Source organism: Lysobacter sp. CA199, assembly GCF_052078715.1.
Lineage (GTDB): Bacteria > Pseudomonadota > Gammaproteobacteria > Xanthomonadales > Xanthomonadaceae > Lysobacter.
In genome coordinates this window covers 373,907-388,089 of the sequence record NZ_JBQJIL010000002.1, presented here as the reverse complement: position 1 = coordinate 388,089, position 14,183 = coordinate 373,907, and the positions used below count along the sequence as shown (strand labels likewise).

13 protein-coding genes are annotated in these 14,183 nt (G+C 67.5%); 5 read left to right on the top strand and 8 right to left on the bottom strand.

The window, feature by feature from the left end; all coding sequences use genetic code 11:
- Nucleotides 1–147: 147 nt before the first annotated feature.
- Nucleotides 148–738 (top strand): hypothetical protein, encoded by a 591-nt coding sequence (locus ACTOWJ_RS04410; protein ID WP_441333380.1) that lies wholly within the window; start codon nt 148–150, stop codon nt 736–738.
- Between the two features lie 278 nt (nt 739–1,016).
- Nucleotides 1,017–1,796, top strand: a complete 780-nt coding sequence (locus ACTOWJ_RS04405) for an NAD kinase (protein ID WP_441333379.1) — start codon at nt 1,017–1,019, stop codon at nt 1,794–1,796.
- A gap of 7 nt (nt 1,797–1,803) precedes the next feature.
- On the opposite strand, the gene ACTOWJ_RS04400 is transcribed toward ACTOWJ_RS04405, so the two are convergent.
- Both ACTOWJ_RS04400 and ACTOWJ_RS04395 read right to left on the bottom strand, forming a co-directional pair.
- Nucleotides 1,804–2,247: an NUDIX domain-containing protein gene (locus tag ACTOWJ_RS04400; RefSeq protein WP_441333378.1), complete on the bottom strand. Its 444-nt coding sequence runs from the start codon at nt 2,245–2,247 to the stop codon at nt 1,804–1,806.
- Complete coding sequence (locus ACTOWJ_RS04395) at nt 2,244–3,188, bottom strand: LysR family transcriptional regulator (RefSeq protein ID WP_441333377.1); 945 nt, start codon at nt 3,186–3,188, stop codon at nt 2,244–2,246. Before ACTOWJ_RS04395 ends, ACTOWJ_RS04400 begins: the two co-directional genes overlap by 4 nt.
- Before the next feature lie 167 nt (nt 3,189–3,355).
- Here ACTOWJ_RS04395 and ACTOWJ_RS04390 point away from each other — a divergent pair, with 167 nt between their 5' ends.
- The gene (locus ACTOWJ_RS04390; protein ID WP_441333376.1) at nt 3,356–3,952 is read left to right on the top strand and encodes an NADPH-dependent F420 reductase; all 597 of its coding nucleotides are present in this window, start codon (nt 3,356–3,358) and stop codon (nt 3,950–3,952) included.
- 28 nt (nt 3,953–3,980) lie between these two features.
- Here ACTOWJ_RS04390 and ACTOWJ_RS04385 read toward each other — a convergent pair whose 3' ends face one another.
- Complete coding sequence (locus tag ACTOWJ_RS04385) at nt 3,981–5,354, bottom strand: amino acid permease (protein WP_441333375.1); 1,374 nt, start codon at nt 5,352–5,354, stop codon at nt 3,981–3,983.
- A gap of 280 nt (nt 5,355–5,634) precedes the next feature.
- Between ACTOWJ_RS04385 and ACTOWJ_RS04380 the strand changes: the two genes are divergently transcribed.
- The gene (locus ACTOWJ_RS04380) at nt 5,635–6,555 is read left to right on the top strand and encodes a 5'-nucleotidase (protein ID WP_441333374.1); all 921 of its coding nucleotides are present in this window, start codon (nt 5,635–5,637) and stop codon (nt 6,553–6,555) included.
- A 64-nt stretch (nt 6,556–6,619) separates the two neighbouring features.
- Here ACTOWJ_RS04380 and ACTOWJ_RS04375 read toward each other — a convergent pair whose 3' ends face one another.
- The 5 genes from ACTOWJ_RS04375 to ACTOWJ_RS04355 form a co-directional block, all read right to left on the bottom strand.
- Nucleotides 6,620–7,513, bottom strand: coding sequence for a GNAT family N-acetyltransferase (locus ACTOWJ_RS04375; protein WP_441333373.1), 894 nt, complete (start codon nt 7,511–7,513; stop codon nt 6,620–6,622).
- A gap of 81 nt (nt 7,514–7,594) precedes the next feature.
- A complete protein-coding gene (locus ACTOWJ_RS04370; RefSeq protein WP_441333372.1) occupies nt 7,595–8,116 on the bottom strand; it encodes a CHRD domain-containing protein in 522 nt (173 codons plus the stop codon).
- Nucleotides 8,117–8,405: 289 nt separating this feature from the next.
- Nucleotides 8,406–8,957, bottom strand: a complete 552-nt coding sequence (locus ACTOWJ_RS04365) for a DUF2939 domain-containing protein (protein ID WP_441333371.1) — start codon at nt 8,955–8,957, stop codon at nt 8,406–8,408.
- A gap of 214 nt (nt 8,958–9,171) precedes the next feature.
- Complete coding sequence (locus tag ACTOWJ_RS04360) at nt 9,172–10,347, bottom strand: DUF4785 domain-containing protein (protein ID WP_441333370.1); 1,176 nt, start codon at nt 10,345–10,347, stop codon at nt 9,172–9,174.
- Nucleotides 10,348–10,358: 11 nt separating this feature from the next.
- Nucleotides 10,359–11,252, bottom strand: a complete 894-nt coding sequence (locus ACTOWJ_RS04355) for a hypothetical protein (RefSeq protein WP_441333369.1) — start codon at nt 11,250–11,252, stop codon at nt 10,359–10,361.
- A gap of 599 nt (nt 11,253–11,851) precedes the next feature.
- Here ACTOWJ_RS04355 and ACTOWJ_RS04350 point away from each other — a divergent pair.
- Nucleotides 11,852–14,140: a S8 family serine peptidase gene (locus tag ACTOWJ_RS04350; RefSeq protein WP_441333368.1), complete on the top strand. Its 2,289-nt coding sequence runs from the start codon at nt 11,852–11,854 to the stop codon at nt 14,138–14,140.
- Nucleotides 14,141–14,183 lie beyond the last annotated feature (43 nt).

Genomic DNA, 14,183 nt, shown 5'->3' with positions numbered 1-14,183 from the left:
AGGCGGTGCAGTCGCCTCGTTGCTGCATTTCGCGGGCCCGTGTCCGCCTTCGCGGGTGCAGGCCGCGCCCCCGACAAGCGGGAACAAAGGCGATACGAATCGGATTCGCGCGTTGTCGCTCGTCAACCTGATCAAGGATCCAATCGCATGCCGCAATCGGAGAGCTCGAAACTGATCGCGCAGGCCGAGGCCATGGCTCGTCCCTGCCTGGTGCTCAAGCGCGATGGCGACAGCGTCGCCGCGCTGTGGGGCGGGGAGGGCGTGGTCACCGCGCCGGATCCGAACCATCGTCACTGGTTGAGCATCGATTGCCGGTTCCTGCCGGAAGGCTTGGGACCGGATGTCGGCGTGCTCAGCGTGTACACCGACGAAGAGGACGGCGAGTCGGGATTCGCCGTCTACGACCCGCAGGCGGTATTGCCGCACGCCTTGCAGCGGATAGACGGGCAACAAGGCGAGCCGCTGTTCGCGCACCCGGCGCGGTCGCTGCCGCCGCCGGACGCCTTCGAAGACGGCCACGACGATGACGCCTATGTGCGGCACTGGCAGGATCAGTGTCCGATGTACGCCGACGACATCGTCGCCGTGCTCGGCGGCTGGCACTTCCCGTGGCCCGACGGCGATTGGGAATCCAACCGCGAACGCCCGCTGCTGGTCTGGACCCTGGAAGAGAGCGAGCCCTGGGTCGAGGTGTGGGGCGGCGGCGCGGCCTTCCAGGTGACGCAGCGGGTGACCTGATCCGCCTGCGGCGACCGCGGCATCGGGGTCGAGACGCGTCCGTCCGGCCCGATGCGGCAGCTGCTCTTACCCAAGCCGCCATCGCCATCCGACTGCGTAGGAGCGGCGCAAGCCGCGACCGCGACACCGCAATTGCGACGAAGGACACGCCGTAGCCGGCCTATCGCGAGCGCCGCTCGTGCAAACGGCCGCGGATCATCGCCGAATCGGGTGAGCCCTGGTGAATCATTCCGTCGCGGCGACCGGGTTATGCTGAGCGCATCCTTCCGGAGCCGCCGATGACCGCGACGCCACGCATCGCCTTCCTCGCCAGTCATACCGACGACGCCCAACGCGCGCTCGCCACCTTGTCCGCGCAGCACGGCCAGCGCGAACCCGACGACGCCGACGTGCTGGTCGCGCTCGGCGGCGACGGTTTCATGCTGCAGACCCTGCACCGCCACGGCGCGCTCGGCAAACCCGTATACGGGATGAAGCTGGGCACCGTCGGTTTTTTGATGAACCAGTACGCGGACGCCACCGGCGATCTGCTCTCACGCATCGCCAGCGCCGAGCCGGCGGTGTTGCGGCCGCTGGAAATGGTGGCCCAGACCGAATCGGGCGCGACCTTCGGCTCGCTCGCCTACAACGAGGTTTCGCTGCTGCGCCAGACCCGCCAGGCCGCGCACGTTCGCATCGATCTCAACGGCCAGACCCGGTTGGACGAGTTGATCTGCGACGGCGTACTGGTGGCCACTCCGGCCGGCAGCACCGCCTACAACTTCTCCGCGCACGGGCCGATCCTGCCGCTGGGCTCGGCGGTGATCGCGCTGACCCCGATCGCCGCGTTCCGTCCGCGCCGCTGGCGCGGCGCGCTGCTCAAGGCCGACACCGAGGTGCGCTTTCGCGTGCTCGATCCGTACAAGCGGCCGGTCAGCGCGACCGCCGATTCGCATGAAGTACGCGACGTGGTCGAGGTGATGATCCGCGAGTCGCGCGACCGCACGGTCACCTTGCTGTTCGACCCCGAGCACAATCTCGAGGAGCGGATGCTGATCGAGCAGTTCACCAGCGGCTGAGCGCGGCTCAGCCCGTATCGCCGCGCAAGCGGCCGATCAGCTCGATCAAGCGGCCGTCGGCCAGGTTCGGCAGCGCCAGCGCCTGCGCCGGTTCGAACCACTGCAGCCGAACGTGTTCGTCGCCGAGCATGGTCGGCTCGCCTTGCCAGTCGTCGACGCGGTACACGGTCAGGCTCGCATCGGCCCAGGGCAGGGGCTCGCCGAGTTGGCGGTAGACGGTCGCGACGACGCCGGCTTCTTCCTGCAATTCACGCAGCAGCGCCTGGATCAGGGTTTCGCCGACCTCGACATGGCCGCCGAGGATGTCCCAGCAATTCGGCGCCAGGCGCTTGTGCGCGTTGCGCAAGCCCAGCAGCACGCGGCCGTCGCGAACCAACACCGCGCCGACCATGCGCACGCCGGTGTCGTTGGCGGCCACGGCGGAATCGCTGGACCCGATGGGCGAACTCATGCCGCCGCTCCGGCCGCGGCGCGCCCGGCCAGCCGTTGCGTCAGCCGTGCCTGTTCGGCGGCCTGGATCAGATAGTCCACGAACGCCCGGGTCTTGGCCGGCATCAGGCTGCGCCCGGCGTAATACAGATGGATCGAACCCAGATCGGCGTACCACTGCGGCAACAGGCGCACCAGGCGGCCGTCGTCCAGATAAGGCAGCGCGTGCTGCACCGCGACCAGGGCCACCCCAAGGCCGTGCAGCGCCGCGCGGCACATGGCTTCGGGATCGTTGAGCACGATCCGTTCGCGGGTGAGCGCCAGCGCTTCGCGGCCGGCGCCATCGCGCATGCTCCAGTGACGCACCCGGCCGGTGCGCGCCGAACGCATCGCGATGCCCTCGTGCGCGGCCAGATCCTCCGGAGTTTCCGGCAAGGCCCGGCCGTCCAGGTAGGCGGGCGAGGCCACCGCGATCACGTGCAGAGGCGCCAGCGGGCGCGCGACCATCCCGGCGGCCAGTTCGATCCCGCCGCCGATCGCGGCGTCGAAGCCTTCCGCGATCAGATCGACCTGGCGGTTCTCCAGCAGCCAGTCCAGGCGGATATGCGGATAGCGGCGAAGGAACTCGGGCATCAGTGGAAGCACGTAATCCATGCCGAAACCGGGCGACATGCTGATCTTAAGCGTGCCGGCTGGCGCTGCGCGCTCCACCGCGGCCACGCTCAGCGCGCTGTTCAAGGCGTCGACGTGCTCGCGCACCGAATCCAGAAAGCGCTCGCCCGATTCGGTCAGCGTGAGCTTGCGGGTGCTGCGCTGAAACAGGCGCAGACCGAGATTGCGTTCCAGCACCGCGACATTGCGGCTGACCGCGGCCGGGGTCAGGCCGAGTTGGCGCGCGGCGGCGGAAAAACCGCGCAGATCGGCGCTGCGGACGAAGGATTCCAGATTGGCCAGGCTTTCCACGCGCTTGCAGCCTTCAACTGATGCTTGAAATTAATTCTAGCCATTACTGGCTTATCCGGGCGAAGTGCTGCGCGCATAGTTCGCAGCACAACGCCCAGGCCGGCTCGAAACGGCTTTAAGTTAAGGGAAATTTGTTATTATTATCAATAATTTGAAGGATAAACCTCATGAGCATCGGCATCCTGGGTGCTGGTCACATCGGCAGCGCCATCGCCCGCACTCTGGCCCGCGCGGGCATTCCCGCCCAGATCGCCAACCGCCGCCGCCCGCAATCGCTGGCCGGCCTGGTTGCCGAACTGGGGCCGAACATCAGCGCGGCCACGGCCGAACAGGTGGCGCAGGCCGATCTGGTCTTCGTCGCGATCAACTGGAGCAAGTTGCCCCAGGCCCTGGCCGGTCTGGACTGGCGCGGCCGCATCGTGGTCGACGCCAACAACCCGATTGAGGCGCCGCAGTTCAAGCCCTTCGATCTGCACGGCCGCACCTCCAGCGAAGTGTTCGCCGATCTGGTTCCGGGCGCGCGCGTGGTCAAGGCGATGAACCATCTGCTGGCCGAAGTGCTCGGCGACGACCCGCGCGGTAACGGTGGCCAACGCGTGTTGTTCCTGTCCGGCGACGATGCCGCGGCCAAGGCCGAGGTCGCCGCGCTGCTGGAGCGCACGGGTTACTTCGCGATCGATCTGGGCGGTCTGGCCGAAGGCGGCCGTGCGCACCAGTTTCCGGGCGGACCGCTGGCGATCCACCATCTGGTCAAACAGGCCTGAGCGGTGCCGGCCGCAACCGGCGCGGGGTTCAGTCGCGCGCGCGCATCCGCCGCGCGACTTCGCTGATCGCGGCGATGCACAGGGTCAGCGCCGCGGTCGACAACAGCTGCATGCGCGGGCCTTCGGTCATCAGCGCCAGCACGAACACCATCGCCAGGATCGCCAGGCCCAGCCAGGTGACGTACGGGAAGGCCCACATCTTGAACGGCAGCACGACGCCGGCGCGGTCGGCGCGGCGGCGCAGGATCAGTTGCGACACCAGCGACAAGGTCCACACCAAAAGACAGGTCGAACCCACCACGTTGAGCAGCGCCGGCAGTACCTTCTCCGGATACAGCAGCTCCAGGGCGGTGGCGATGAAACCGAACGCCACGCTGGCCAGCACCGCGGCGACCGGCACCCGGCTGCGGCTGAGATGGGCGAGAAAACGCGGCGCTTCGCGGCGCTCGGCGAGCGAATAGATCATCCGCGAGGCGCCGTACAGATTGGCGTTGAGCGCCGACAGCAGGGCGATCACCGCGACCAAGGTGATCGCCGTGCTCGCCCCGGGAATGCGCGCCACGTCCAACACCGCGGCGAACGGCGATTTCAGCGCCTCGCTGGTCCACGGCACCACCGCGATGATCACCGCCAGCGAGCCGATGTAGAACACCAGGATGCGCCAGGCCACGGTGCGGATCGCGCGGGTGATGCTGCGCTCGGGATCCTGGGTTTCGGCCGCGGCGATGGCCACGATCTCGGTGCCGCCGAAGGCGAACACCACCACCAGCAAGGCCGCGCCGACGCCGCCCCAGCCCTTGGGCGCGAAGCCGCCGTGGGCGGTGAAATTGGCCAGGCCCGGCGAAGCCACCTCGGGCAGCAGCCCCAGCAGCAACAGCGCGCCGATGGCGATGAAGGCGAGGATCGCGGCGACCTTGAGGATAGCGAACCAGAATTCGAACTCGCCGAAGTTCTTGACCCCGAGCAGGTTGACGCAGGTGAACACGGACATGAACACCAGCGACATCGCCGCGACCGGCAATTGCGGCCAGATCGTCGCCAGCAGGCCGGCCGCGCCGACCGATTCGGCGGCGATCACGATCACCAACTGCACCCACCACAGCCAGCCCAGGGTCGCGCCGGCGGTCGGGCCCATCGCATCGGCGGCATAGACCGAGAACGCGCCGCTGGTCGGCCGCATCACCGCCATCTCGCCGAGCGCGCGCATCACGATGATCACCAGCACGCCGGCGATCAGATACGACAGCAGCACCGCCGGTCCGGCGGTCTGCACGCCCACGCCGGAGCCGAGGAACAGGCCGGCGCCGATCGCGCTGCCCAGCCCCATCATGACCAACTGGCGCGATTTCAGCGCATGGCCGAGTCTGGAGTCGGCGGCGGGCGAGGCGGAACTGATCGACATAGGGCGGGTCCGGGGCACGGGCGGGTCGGGCGGTGCGGAACGATACCGCGTTGGGACTTGTACCGCTGCTGCCGGGGCTCATCGCGATGCGATGAATTCGCAAAGCGCCTGTAGGAGCTGCGCGAGCTGCGACCGCGAAAGCCGGATAACCGCGCCGGCTCGGACCAGCGTCGTCGTTTCATTGGCGCGGTCGCAGCTCGCGCAGCTCCTACGGGGGCTGCCTGAGCCCAATCGCGATCGGGTGCGTACGGCGCGGTGTTCCGCGGTGCACAATAGCCCCATGCCCGACCGTGATGCCGACCCGTTGATCGTCGCGATTTCATCGCGCACCTTGTTCGACATGGAAGAGAGCCACGCGCTGTTCGAGCGCGAGGGCATCGACGCCTACGCGGCGTTCCAGCGCGAGCGCGAGGACGATCTGTTGCGGCCCGGCATCGCCTTCCCGTTGGTGCGCAAGCTGCTGGCGCTGAACCAGGGCGCGCCGGCGGAAGCACCGCGGGTCGAGGTGATCCTGATCTCGCGCAATTCCGCCGACAGCGGCCTGCGCATTTTCAATTCGATCGCTCATCACGGCCTGTCGATCAAGCGCGCGGCGTTCAGCAACGGCGCGCCGCCGTTTCCCTACATCCGCCCGTTCGGCGCCGATCTGTTCCTGTCGGCCAACGCCCAGGACGTCAGCGCCGCGCTCGCCGCCGGCGTCGCCGCGGCGACGCTGCTACCGGCGCTGCCCAGTTCGAAGCTGGCGCCGCACCTGCGTCCGGACCAATTGCGCATCGCCTTCGACGGCGATGCGGTGATCTTCGACGACGAGGGCGAGCGGGTTTCGCGCGAAGGCGGTCTGGCCGCGTTCGCCGAGCACGAGCGCAGCCATGCCGGCGAGCCGCTCTCGGGCGGGCCGTTCCGCGGCTTCCTCGATGCCTTGCACCGGCTGCAGGCGGCGTTCCCGGTCGGCCAGGACGCGCCGATCCGCACCGCCCTGGTCACCGCGCGTTCGGTACCCGCGCACGAACGAGTAATCCGCACCTTGCGCGAATGGGGCATCCGTCTGGACGAGGCGCTGTTCCTCGGCGGACGCGCGAAGGGCCCGTTCCTGGAAGCGTTCGGCGCCGATATCTTCTTCGACGATTCAGAGCACAACATCCTGTCGGCGCGCGATCACGTCGCGGCCGGGCATGTGCCGCATGGGGTTGCGAACCGCTAGCTGCGTGCATGAGGCGTGACGGTCCATTGTCAGTGCGCTGCATTGCGGTGCGCCGGTATCGCTCTCAGTCGTGCCGGAGATTTTTCTGGAACCAGTGGTGTGCATACGGCTCATCGTTGAACGCCTCGACCTCGACGAACCCCGCCGACTCGTAGAGGTGTCTAGCCTCAGTCAGTGAGCGGTTCGTCTCCAGTCGCAGAATCAGCATCTCCCGCGATGCGGCTTCTGCCGCGAGTCGCTCAAGCAGGCGTCGCCCCAATCCAAGGCCGCGCACGTTCGGAGATACCCACATCCGTTTCACTTCGGCAATCCGTGTGTCCGGGTGAAGCTTCAGCGCCCCACACGCCACCGCAGACCCTTGCAAGTTCGCAATCAGTAGCAGCCCGTTCGGCGAGGTCATCTCTTCATCGCTGGCGGGGATGCTCTGCGCGGGGTCGAAGCCGGTATCGAAGCGGCGACCCAGTTCCTCGAAGTACGACCGCAGGCAATACCGTGCGTCGAGGTCGCGCGGATCGGTGATCTCGATCCGCACCTGGGATGCCAGGATGAGTCTTTCCACGTCGGTCATCGCGGCGACCAGACGATCCCGCTGCGACTGCACCAGTGGTTCCAGGATCGATTCGGCGAGTTCGTCGGATGAGCGGTCCAACACCGCCCGCTCCGCGAGGCCTTTGCGGGTCAGTCGAACCTTTCGTACGCGCCCATCGCCGTCGTCGGGATCGGTGGTCGCCAGCCCGTCCGTCTCCAGCCGGCGCAATTGCCGGCTGAAGTATCCCGAGTCCAGACCCAGCCGGGCGCGCAACAGGCGTACCTCAGCCCCAACCGGCCCGATTTCCCACAGCAGTCGCGACAACCCCAGCGAGCGCCCTCGAGAAAGATAGGCATCGTCCAGCGCTCCGATGCGCTGAGTAATTGCGCGATTGAATCGCCGCACGACATCAATCTGACTGCGTTTCATTCTCTGACTATAGTCAGAGAACTTGGTTTTGAAAAGGGAGGCCTGAATGGGTGCGATGAATCGCGATCCCGGACAACCCGTTCAATCGTCGCCCCACCCACGGTTGCCGCCGAGCTGACTGCGCACTTCTCCGCCCGGGAACTTGCTGCTGTGCACGTTCGCGTACGCATGCCCGCGACGCAGCGCCCGCACCAGTTCCTCGAATTCACCGGCGGCGATGCCTTGGCCGCTGGGTCCGACCACGTCCGCTGCGGTGATGACGCCCTGGATCCGTCCCGGCGATGCCGGACACGCCTGCACGCCAGGCGGCGTCGGCGGACTGGCGAGATTCGAGCACAACCATACGGCGATGCCGCCGTTCACGCTCTTCTGGCCCAGATGGATATGCGCCTGGGTGATATCGCCTTCCAGACTGGAATACGAAAGTTCGTAATGGATCGCGCCGCTGGAACCGATACGGGCGCGGAATCCGCCACTGGCGGCGCTGGATACCAAAGGCACTTCCTGACTGCTTTCCAATACCGCGCGGAACTCGCGGTGATCGGCTTGTGCTGGCGCGAACGGAAGCAACGCGGCCATCGCGAACAGGGCGATGCGTGTCATGTCGTCGTTCTCCTGGTTAAGACCGGGCCGGGGGCCAGATGGGAGCGAGGTGGATGCGAGGGCGCATCCGAGCGGACGCTGCGCTCATTCCCGTTAGCCAGGAGTGAAAAATACGGCCGGCAAAAAATGCGCCAAAAACGCCGCGAAAACGCCGCGAATATGACGATTCCGTCCGGTTTCGAGAGGGCGATTGCGAGCCTGCGCTCGGGGCCGGGTCTTTACCTGGCGCGATCAGGCCGATGCGCGACCACTAGGCCGCGATCTCGGAGCGCCTTGCGCCCGAGCGCGACTAAGGCAGCATCTTCTCCAACGGCAGGCGCACGTCGGTGACGGTCCAGCTCAGCCCGTCGCGGGTGAGCACGAACACCACCGGATCGCCGTCGGCGTTGTTCACCGTGGCGGTGAAACGCGAGGGCGATTCGAAACGGTAGCTCAGCTCCTTCAGCGGTTCGGCTGGCGGTACCTGCGCATAAGCGTCGCGACTGGCGGCGTCGCGGTCGAAGCGCTTGAACAACTTGCGGCCTTCCAGCACCGCGCCGATGCCGACGGGAGTGGCGACCGCGTCGACCGCGGTGCCGGCCACGCCGCTGGCCAGGCTCAGGCCGATTGAGCCGAACAGGCTGGACTGCGCGTCGGGACCCGCGCGACGCACGATGTAGTCGTCGACCTGGGCGCGCAGGCTGAGCCGGATCGCGGCGAAGTCGACATGCTTGGACAGCTCGCCGGTATTGCCTTCCTTGACCGCGGCGCGGATCGCTTGGACGGTCAGGAACGGGCCGGCGGCAATGTAGCCGACCAGCAGCACCACGATCAGAACGGCGGCGGCGATCCATTTCTTCATGGCAGCGATCCAGGGTGTGGACCGTCAGATTAGCTGCGTCGGCTTTACTGCGCTTAAGTCATCCATCCTGCTGCCGCTTGCGGGAGAAGGTGACGGAAGAGGTTGCCCTGCGAAGGCGGGGCCGGGTGAGGAGGAGTGGCGATCTTGGGGTCCCTCACCCCAACCCCTCTCCCGTTTTACGGGAGAGGGGCTTGAAGTGGCCTGATTACGATTCTTACCGAGCCACGCGCGCGACCCGCTGGCGCCGCTCGATCGGCGCCAATCGGGTCTGATCGTTGAGCTCGACATTGCGCAGTTCGTACGGCGCGCCGAAGCCTTTCGGCAGTTGCGAGTGGTCGAATGCGAGCTCGATCCGTCCGGCGCCGCCGTCGATCCACTGGGCGCTGTGCGCGACCGCGATCGGACGCAGTTCGCGCCGGGCGTTGCTCGCGTACAACGTGCCGCGCACCTCGTAACGTCCCGGCGCGGCCGCGCGCAAGGGCAGGCCGAAGCTGAGCTTGCCCGCATCGAAGGCGTAGGCGCCGTCGAGCTTGGCGGTGGGCTGGGCGACCGCGATCGCAGTGCGCGCATCGCGCTGGATCTCGCCGTCGCCGGCGAACACCTGCACCTCCCACAGGCCCGGCGGTTGATCGCCGGCGTCGTGCGGCAACGGCACCGCGGCGCGCAGAAGACCGTCCTTGCCGCGCTTGAGCGTCAGCGGCCAGCTGCGGCCGGAAGGCGCGACCAGCAGCGCGCCGCCATCGGCTTTGAGCGTGGCGTCGCCGCGCTTGAGATCGATCACCACCTCGCGGCTGCCGCCGGCCAGCGCGCGGTCGCGATCGAGCCGCGCGAGCAGACGCACGTCGCTGTGCGGTTCGAACACGTGCACGACGTAGCGGCCGCTGGCCTGGGCGACCTGCACCGCGTAATGGCCCGGCGAGGCATCGGCGGCGAGCTGCACCGCGGCGGTACCGGCGCCGACCGCGAGGCCGGCGGCCTGCAGTTGTTCGGCGCCGGTGCGCTTGGCCGCGCTCACCGTGGCGCCTGCGCGGCTGATGCGCACGGCATCGGCCGCGACGTGGGCCGCGCCGTCGACCGGACTGACCCGGATCAACGCGCCCGGCGCGCTGATGGCGACGTCCAGGCCGCGTTGCAGCGTGGCACCGTCGGTCTCCTGCCAGTATTCGCGGCTTTCCACCGCGGCCGGTACCGCATCGGCGTCGAGCGCCGCATTCGGATCCAGCGCCCAGGAGAAACGCAACGGCGCGCGTTCGCCGGCGGCCGTGGGCGTGGACAGCGCGGTCAGGCGCTGAGGAATCTGATCGGACGCGGCGGCCGGCAACATCGGCGCGTCGGCGGCGGCCGCGTCGCTGAGCGCGGCGAGCAGGGCGAGAGTCAGGATCGTTCGCATGGTCGTCGGCCTCACGGGGTCATGTCGCTGCGCAGGATGGTGTTGAGGTTGAAGCAGGCGCGCCGGCTCTGGTTATGGCTCAGCGGCTCGGCGTCCGCGGTGCGCTGCTTGTCCTGGAACCACACGCTGCCCGCGGCCGATTGGCTGGAGCAGTTGAGGAAACCGTCGGAGCAGCTGTTCAACCAGTTCTGGGTGGTTTCCAGTCCCACGTTCTCGGCGTAGCCGCCGCAGTAGCTGTCGCTGTCGAACGGCGAGGAATCCACGTCGGTGCCGACCACGCTGCGGAACGGCTTGGGCAGCGCCGGGCGTCCGGCGGTGCCGTAGAGATTGTTCGCGTTGTAGGTCGCCATCCAACTGACCTGCTGCATCTTCACCGCGTCGGACTTGTAGCCCAGCAGCCAGCCGACCGCCTGTTCGAAGGCGTTGCCGTTCATCGCCGCATCGGCCAGCGGCGTACCGGCGGAAGAAGGCGCGATGGCGTTGACGCGGACGATCTTGCTGATGATGTTCGGGTAGCGGCTGTCGTAAGTCGGGTTGGACATGATCCAACGCATCACGTTGCCGCCGTTGGAGTGGGTGATCACGATCAACTGGGTGATCTGTCTGGCGTTGATGAAGTCGGTGAGTTGCTGGGCCAGGCAACCGGCGGCGCGACTGTCCCACATGTATTGCTCGAAGTCGCAATTGACGACCGTGTAGTTGGACGGATTGGCCAGGCCGCCGCGCACGCTGTCGACCATCGCCGGCTGCCAGTAGTCCTGATAGGCGTTGGTCTGCTTGCCGGTGCCGTGGACGAAGGCCACGCCGGTGGCGGCGGCGCCGGCGGTCAAGGGCGCCGCGAGCGTCGATGCGGCCACGAGCAGCGCCGCGGCGAGCGATCGCCGCGTGATACGAAGCTGATGCATGTTTTCTCCCCGATGTACCGCGACGCGTTGTCGCGGGCGTCCTGCCCGCCGGCTGCGGTCGATGTGGCCGCGCGTTCCTGCGCGGCGATGCGATCGAGCATACGTAGGCGAATGTCGCTGTCATGCGGCAACGCGCCATCGAATCGAGGAAAAACGTGACCGCTGGTACGAATCGATACGACCGCGCGCACAGATGCGGCAAACGCCAGCGCAAATGGGCGCTTGCCGCCACCGCCTCGCGGCGATCGTCGCAAGGCGCGCGAAGCGCGATCCCGATGTGCGCAGTCGTTCACGCAATTAATCAGAAGCGATGGCATTCGCACGATCGGCGCGGCGCAATCGTGACGGCAGTAGCGTCGTGAGAATCGTGGATCTTTACGCTGATCCTGCGGACGGGCCGGATGCTCGCCGCGGATCGCGCAAGCGCTGCTCTCACAAACAGCGCTATCGCGAGCGAAGCTCCCGCAAGCGGACTTCGCGTATCCGACACCGGCCTGCGTTCGCGCCTCGTCCGCGACGCAGCCGCGCTTTCGCTCCTGGCGAACGCCGGCGTTCTCATCCCGCCTCGCGGGTCAACCAGCCTTGAGAAGGAATCTCGTATGTCTGGCATTACCGCTCGCTCGCTCGTTTCCCGTCGCCGCCTGTTGGCGACCGCTTTGCTCTGCGCTTTATCGGCCGGCGCCGCCGCGCCGGCGCTGGCCGGACGCGCGGATCTGTCCGCGCTGCCGTCGCAGACCGCATTTCAGCAGTTCATCGTCCAGTACAAGGCCGACGCGGCCGAACGCCGCGACGCGGCCGTGCTCAAGCGCGGTCTGGATCGGCTTGGGACCGCGTTGCGCACGCGCGACGGTCGCGCGCTCGCGCTCAAGCACCATCGACGCATGGCGATCGGCTTCGACGTGATCGCGGTCGATCGACCGCTCGATCGCGTCGACGCGGAAGCGTTGATGCGCCGGCTGGCCGCCGATCCGGCGGTGGAATCGGTCGAGGTCGATGCATTGGTGCGCACCGCGCTGACGCCCAACGACCCGATGTACAACGGCGCCAACGACAAGCAATGGCATTACTTCCAACCCGCCGGCGGACTGAATCTGCCGGCGGCTTGGGATCTGGCCAGCGGCAACGGCCAGATCGTCGCGGTGATCGACAGCGGCCGGCTCGCGCATCCGGATCTGGATGCGAACCTGATCGCCGGTTACGACTTCGTCAGCACGCCGGGCTCGGGCCTGGGGCAGTCGGGCGACGGCGACGGCCGCGATCCGGATCCCACCGACGTGTCCAACGTCCAGCACGGCACCCACGTCGCCGGCACCATCGGCGCGGTAACCAACAACGGCGTCGGCGTGGCCGGGGTGGCGTTCAACAGCCGCATCGTGCATGCGCGTGTGCTGGGTAACGGCGGTTACGGCAATATTTCCGATATCGCCGATGCGATCAGCTGGGCCTCCGGCGGCAACGTGCCGGGCGTGCCCGGCATCGCCAATCGAGCGAGCGTGATCAATCTCAGCCTCGGCGGCAGCGGTGGTTGCGGCGCGGCCTACCAGACCGCGATCGACGGCGCGGTGGCGCGCGGCACGACCGTGGTGATCGCCGCCGGCAACAGCAATTCCGACGTCGCCAACTTCACCCCGGCCAATTGCAATCAGGTGATCGCGGTGGCGTCCAACGACATCCACGGCGATCGCGCCTGGTACTCGAACTTCGGTGGCGGCATCGACGTCACCGCGCCGGGCGGCGAAACCTGCGAGCCCAATCCCACCAGCACCGGTTGCGGCAGCGTTTCGCATCCGAAGGAGGGCGTGCTGTCGACCGTCGGCGGCAACGGCTATGCCTATTACCAGGGCACTTCGATGGCCGCGCCGCACGTGGCCGGCGTGGTCGCGCTGATCCGCAGCCGCGCCGCGCGCACGCCGGCGCAGATCGAACAACTGCTCAAATCGACCGCGCGGCCCTTGCCGGGGGTGTGCAGCGGCGGTTGCGGCGCGGGCATCGTCGATGCGACCCAGGCCGCGCGCGCGGTCGCCGGCGCGCCGAACTTGCAGGTGATCGCCAAGCAAGGCGCATCGGGCAAGACCGAAGTGCATCCGCTAAACGGCGCCGACAACTACGCCAGTTTCGCAGCCCATTTGGCCACCGCGCAGGGCGTCACCGGCAGCGATCAGCGCTGGGTGTTCGACCTGGGCGACTACAACGGCGACGGCACCGCCGATCTGTACGCGATCGACCGCATGGGCGGCTCCAACACCACCGAGGTGCACGTGCTCAACGGCGCCGATAACTACCAGACGTATCTGCTGCACAGCACCAGCGGCCTGCATCAGACCGGAGCCGACGGCACCTGGCAGTTCCGCCTGGGCGACTACGATCGCAACGGCAAGCTCGACCTGTACGTGATCCTGCGCCAAGGCGCATCGGGCAAGACCGAAGTGCACGTGCTCAACGGCGCCGACGGGTTCAAAACCTTCCTCGCCCATAACGCCACAGGCCTGGGTCAGACCGGCAGCGGCGGCGATTGGGTGTTCGATGTCGCCGATTACGATCGCGACGGCACGCCGGACTTGTACGCCATCGCCAAGCAGGGCGGCTCGGGCAAGACCGAGGTGCACGTGCTCGGCGGAAACGGCAACTTCCAGAACTTCATCGCGCACATCGCCACCGGCCTGGGCGCGACTGGTTCGGACTACGGTTGGGTGTTCGATCTGGGCGACTACAACGCAGACGGCCGCCTCGATCTGTACGCGATCGCGCGCCAGAACACCGGAACCAACACCACCGAGGCGCATATCCTCGATGGCAACGGCTTCCAGAACTTCCTGCTGCAGACCGGCACCGGCTTGCACGTCACCGGCGCCGGCAACGCTTGGGTGTTCGTGATCGGGCAACGCTGAAAACCGCGGCGGCCGCCCGCTTCAGGGCGGCCGCTGTCTCCGG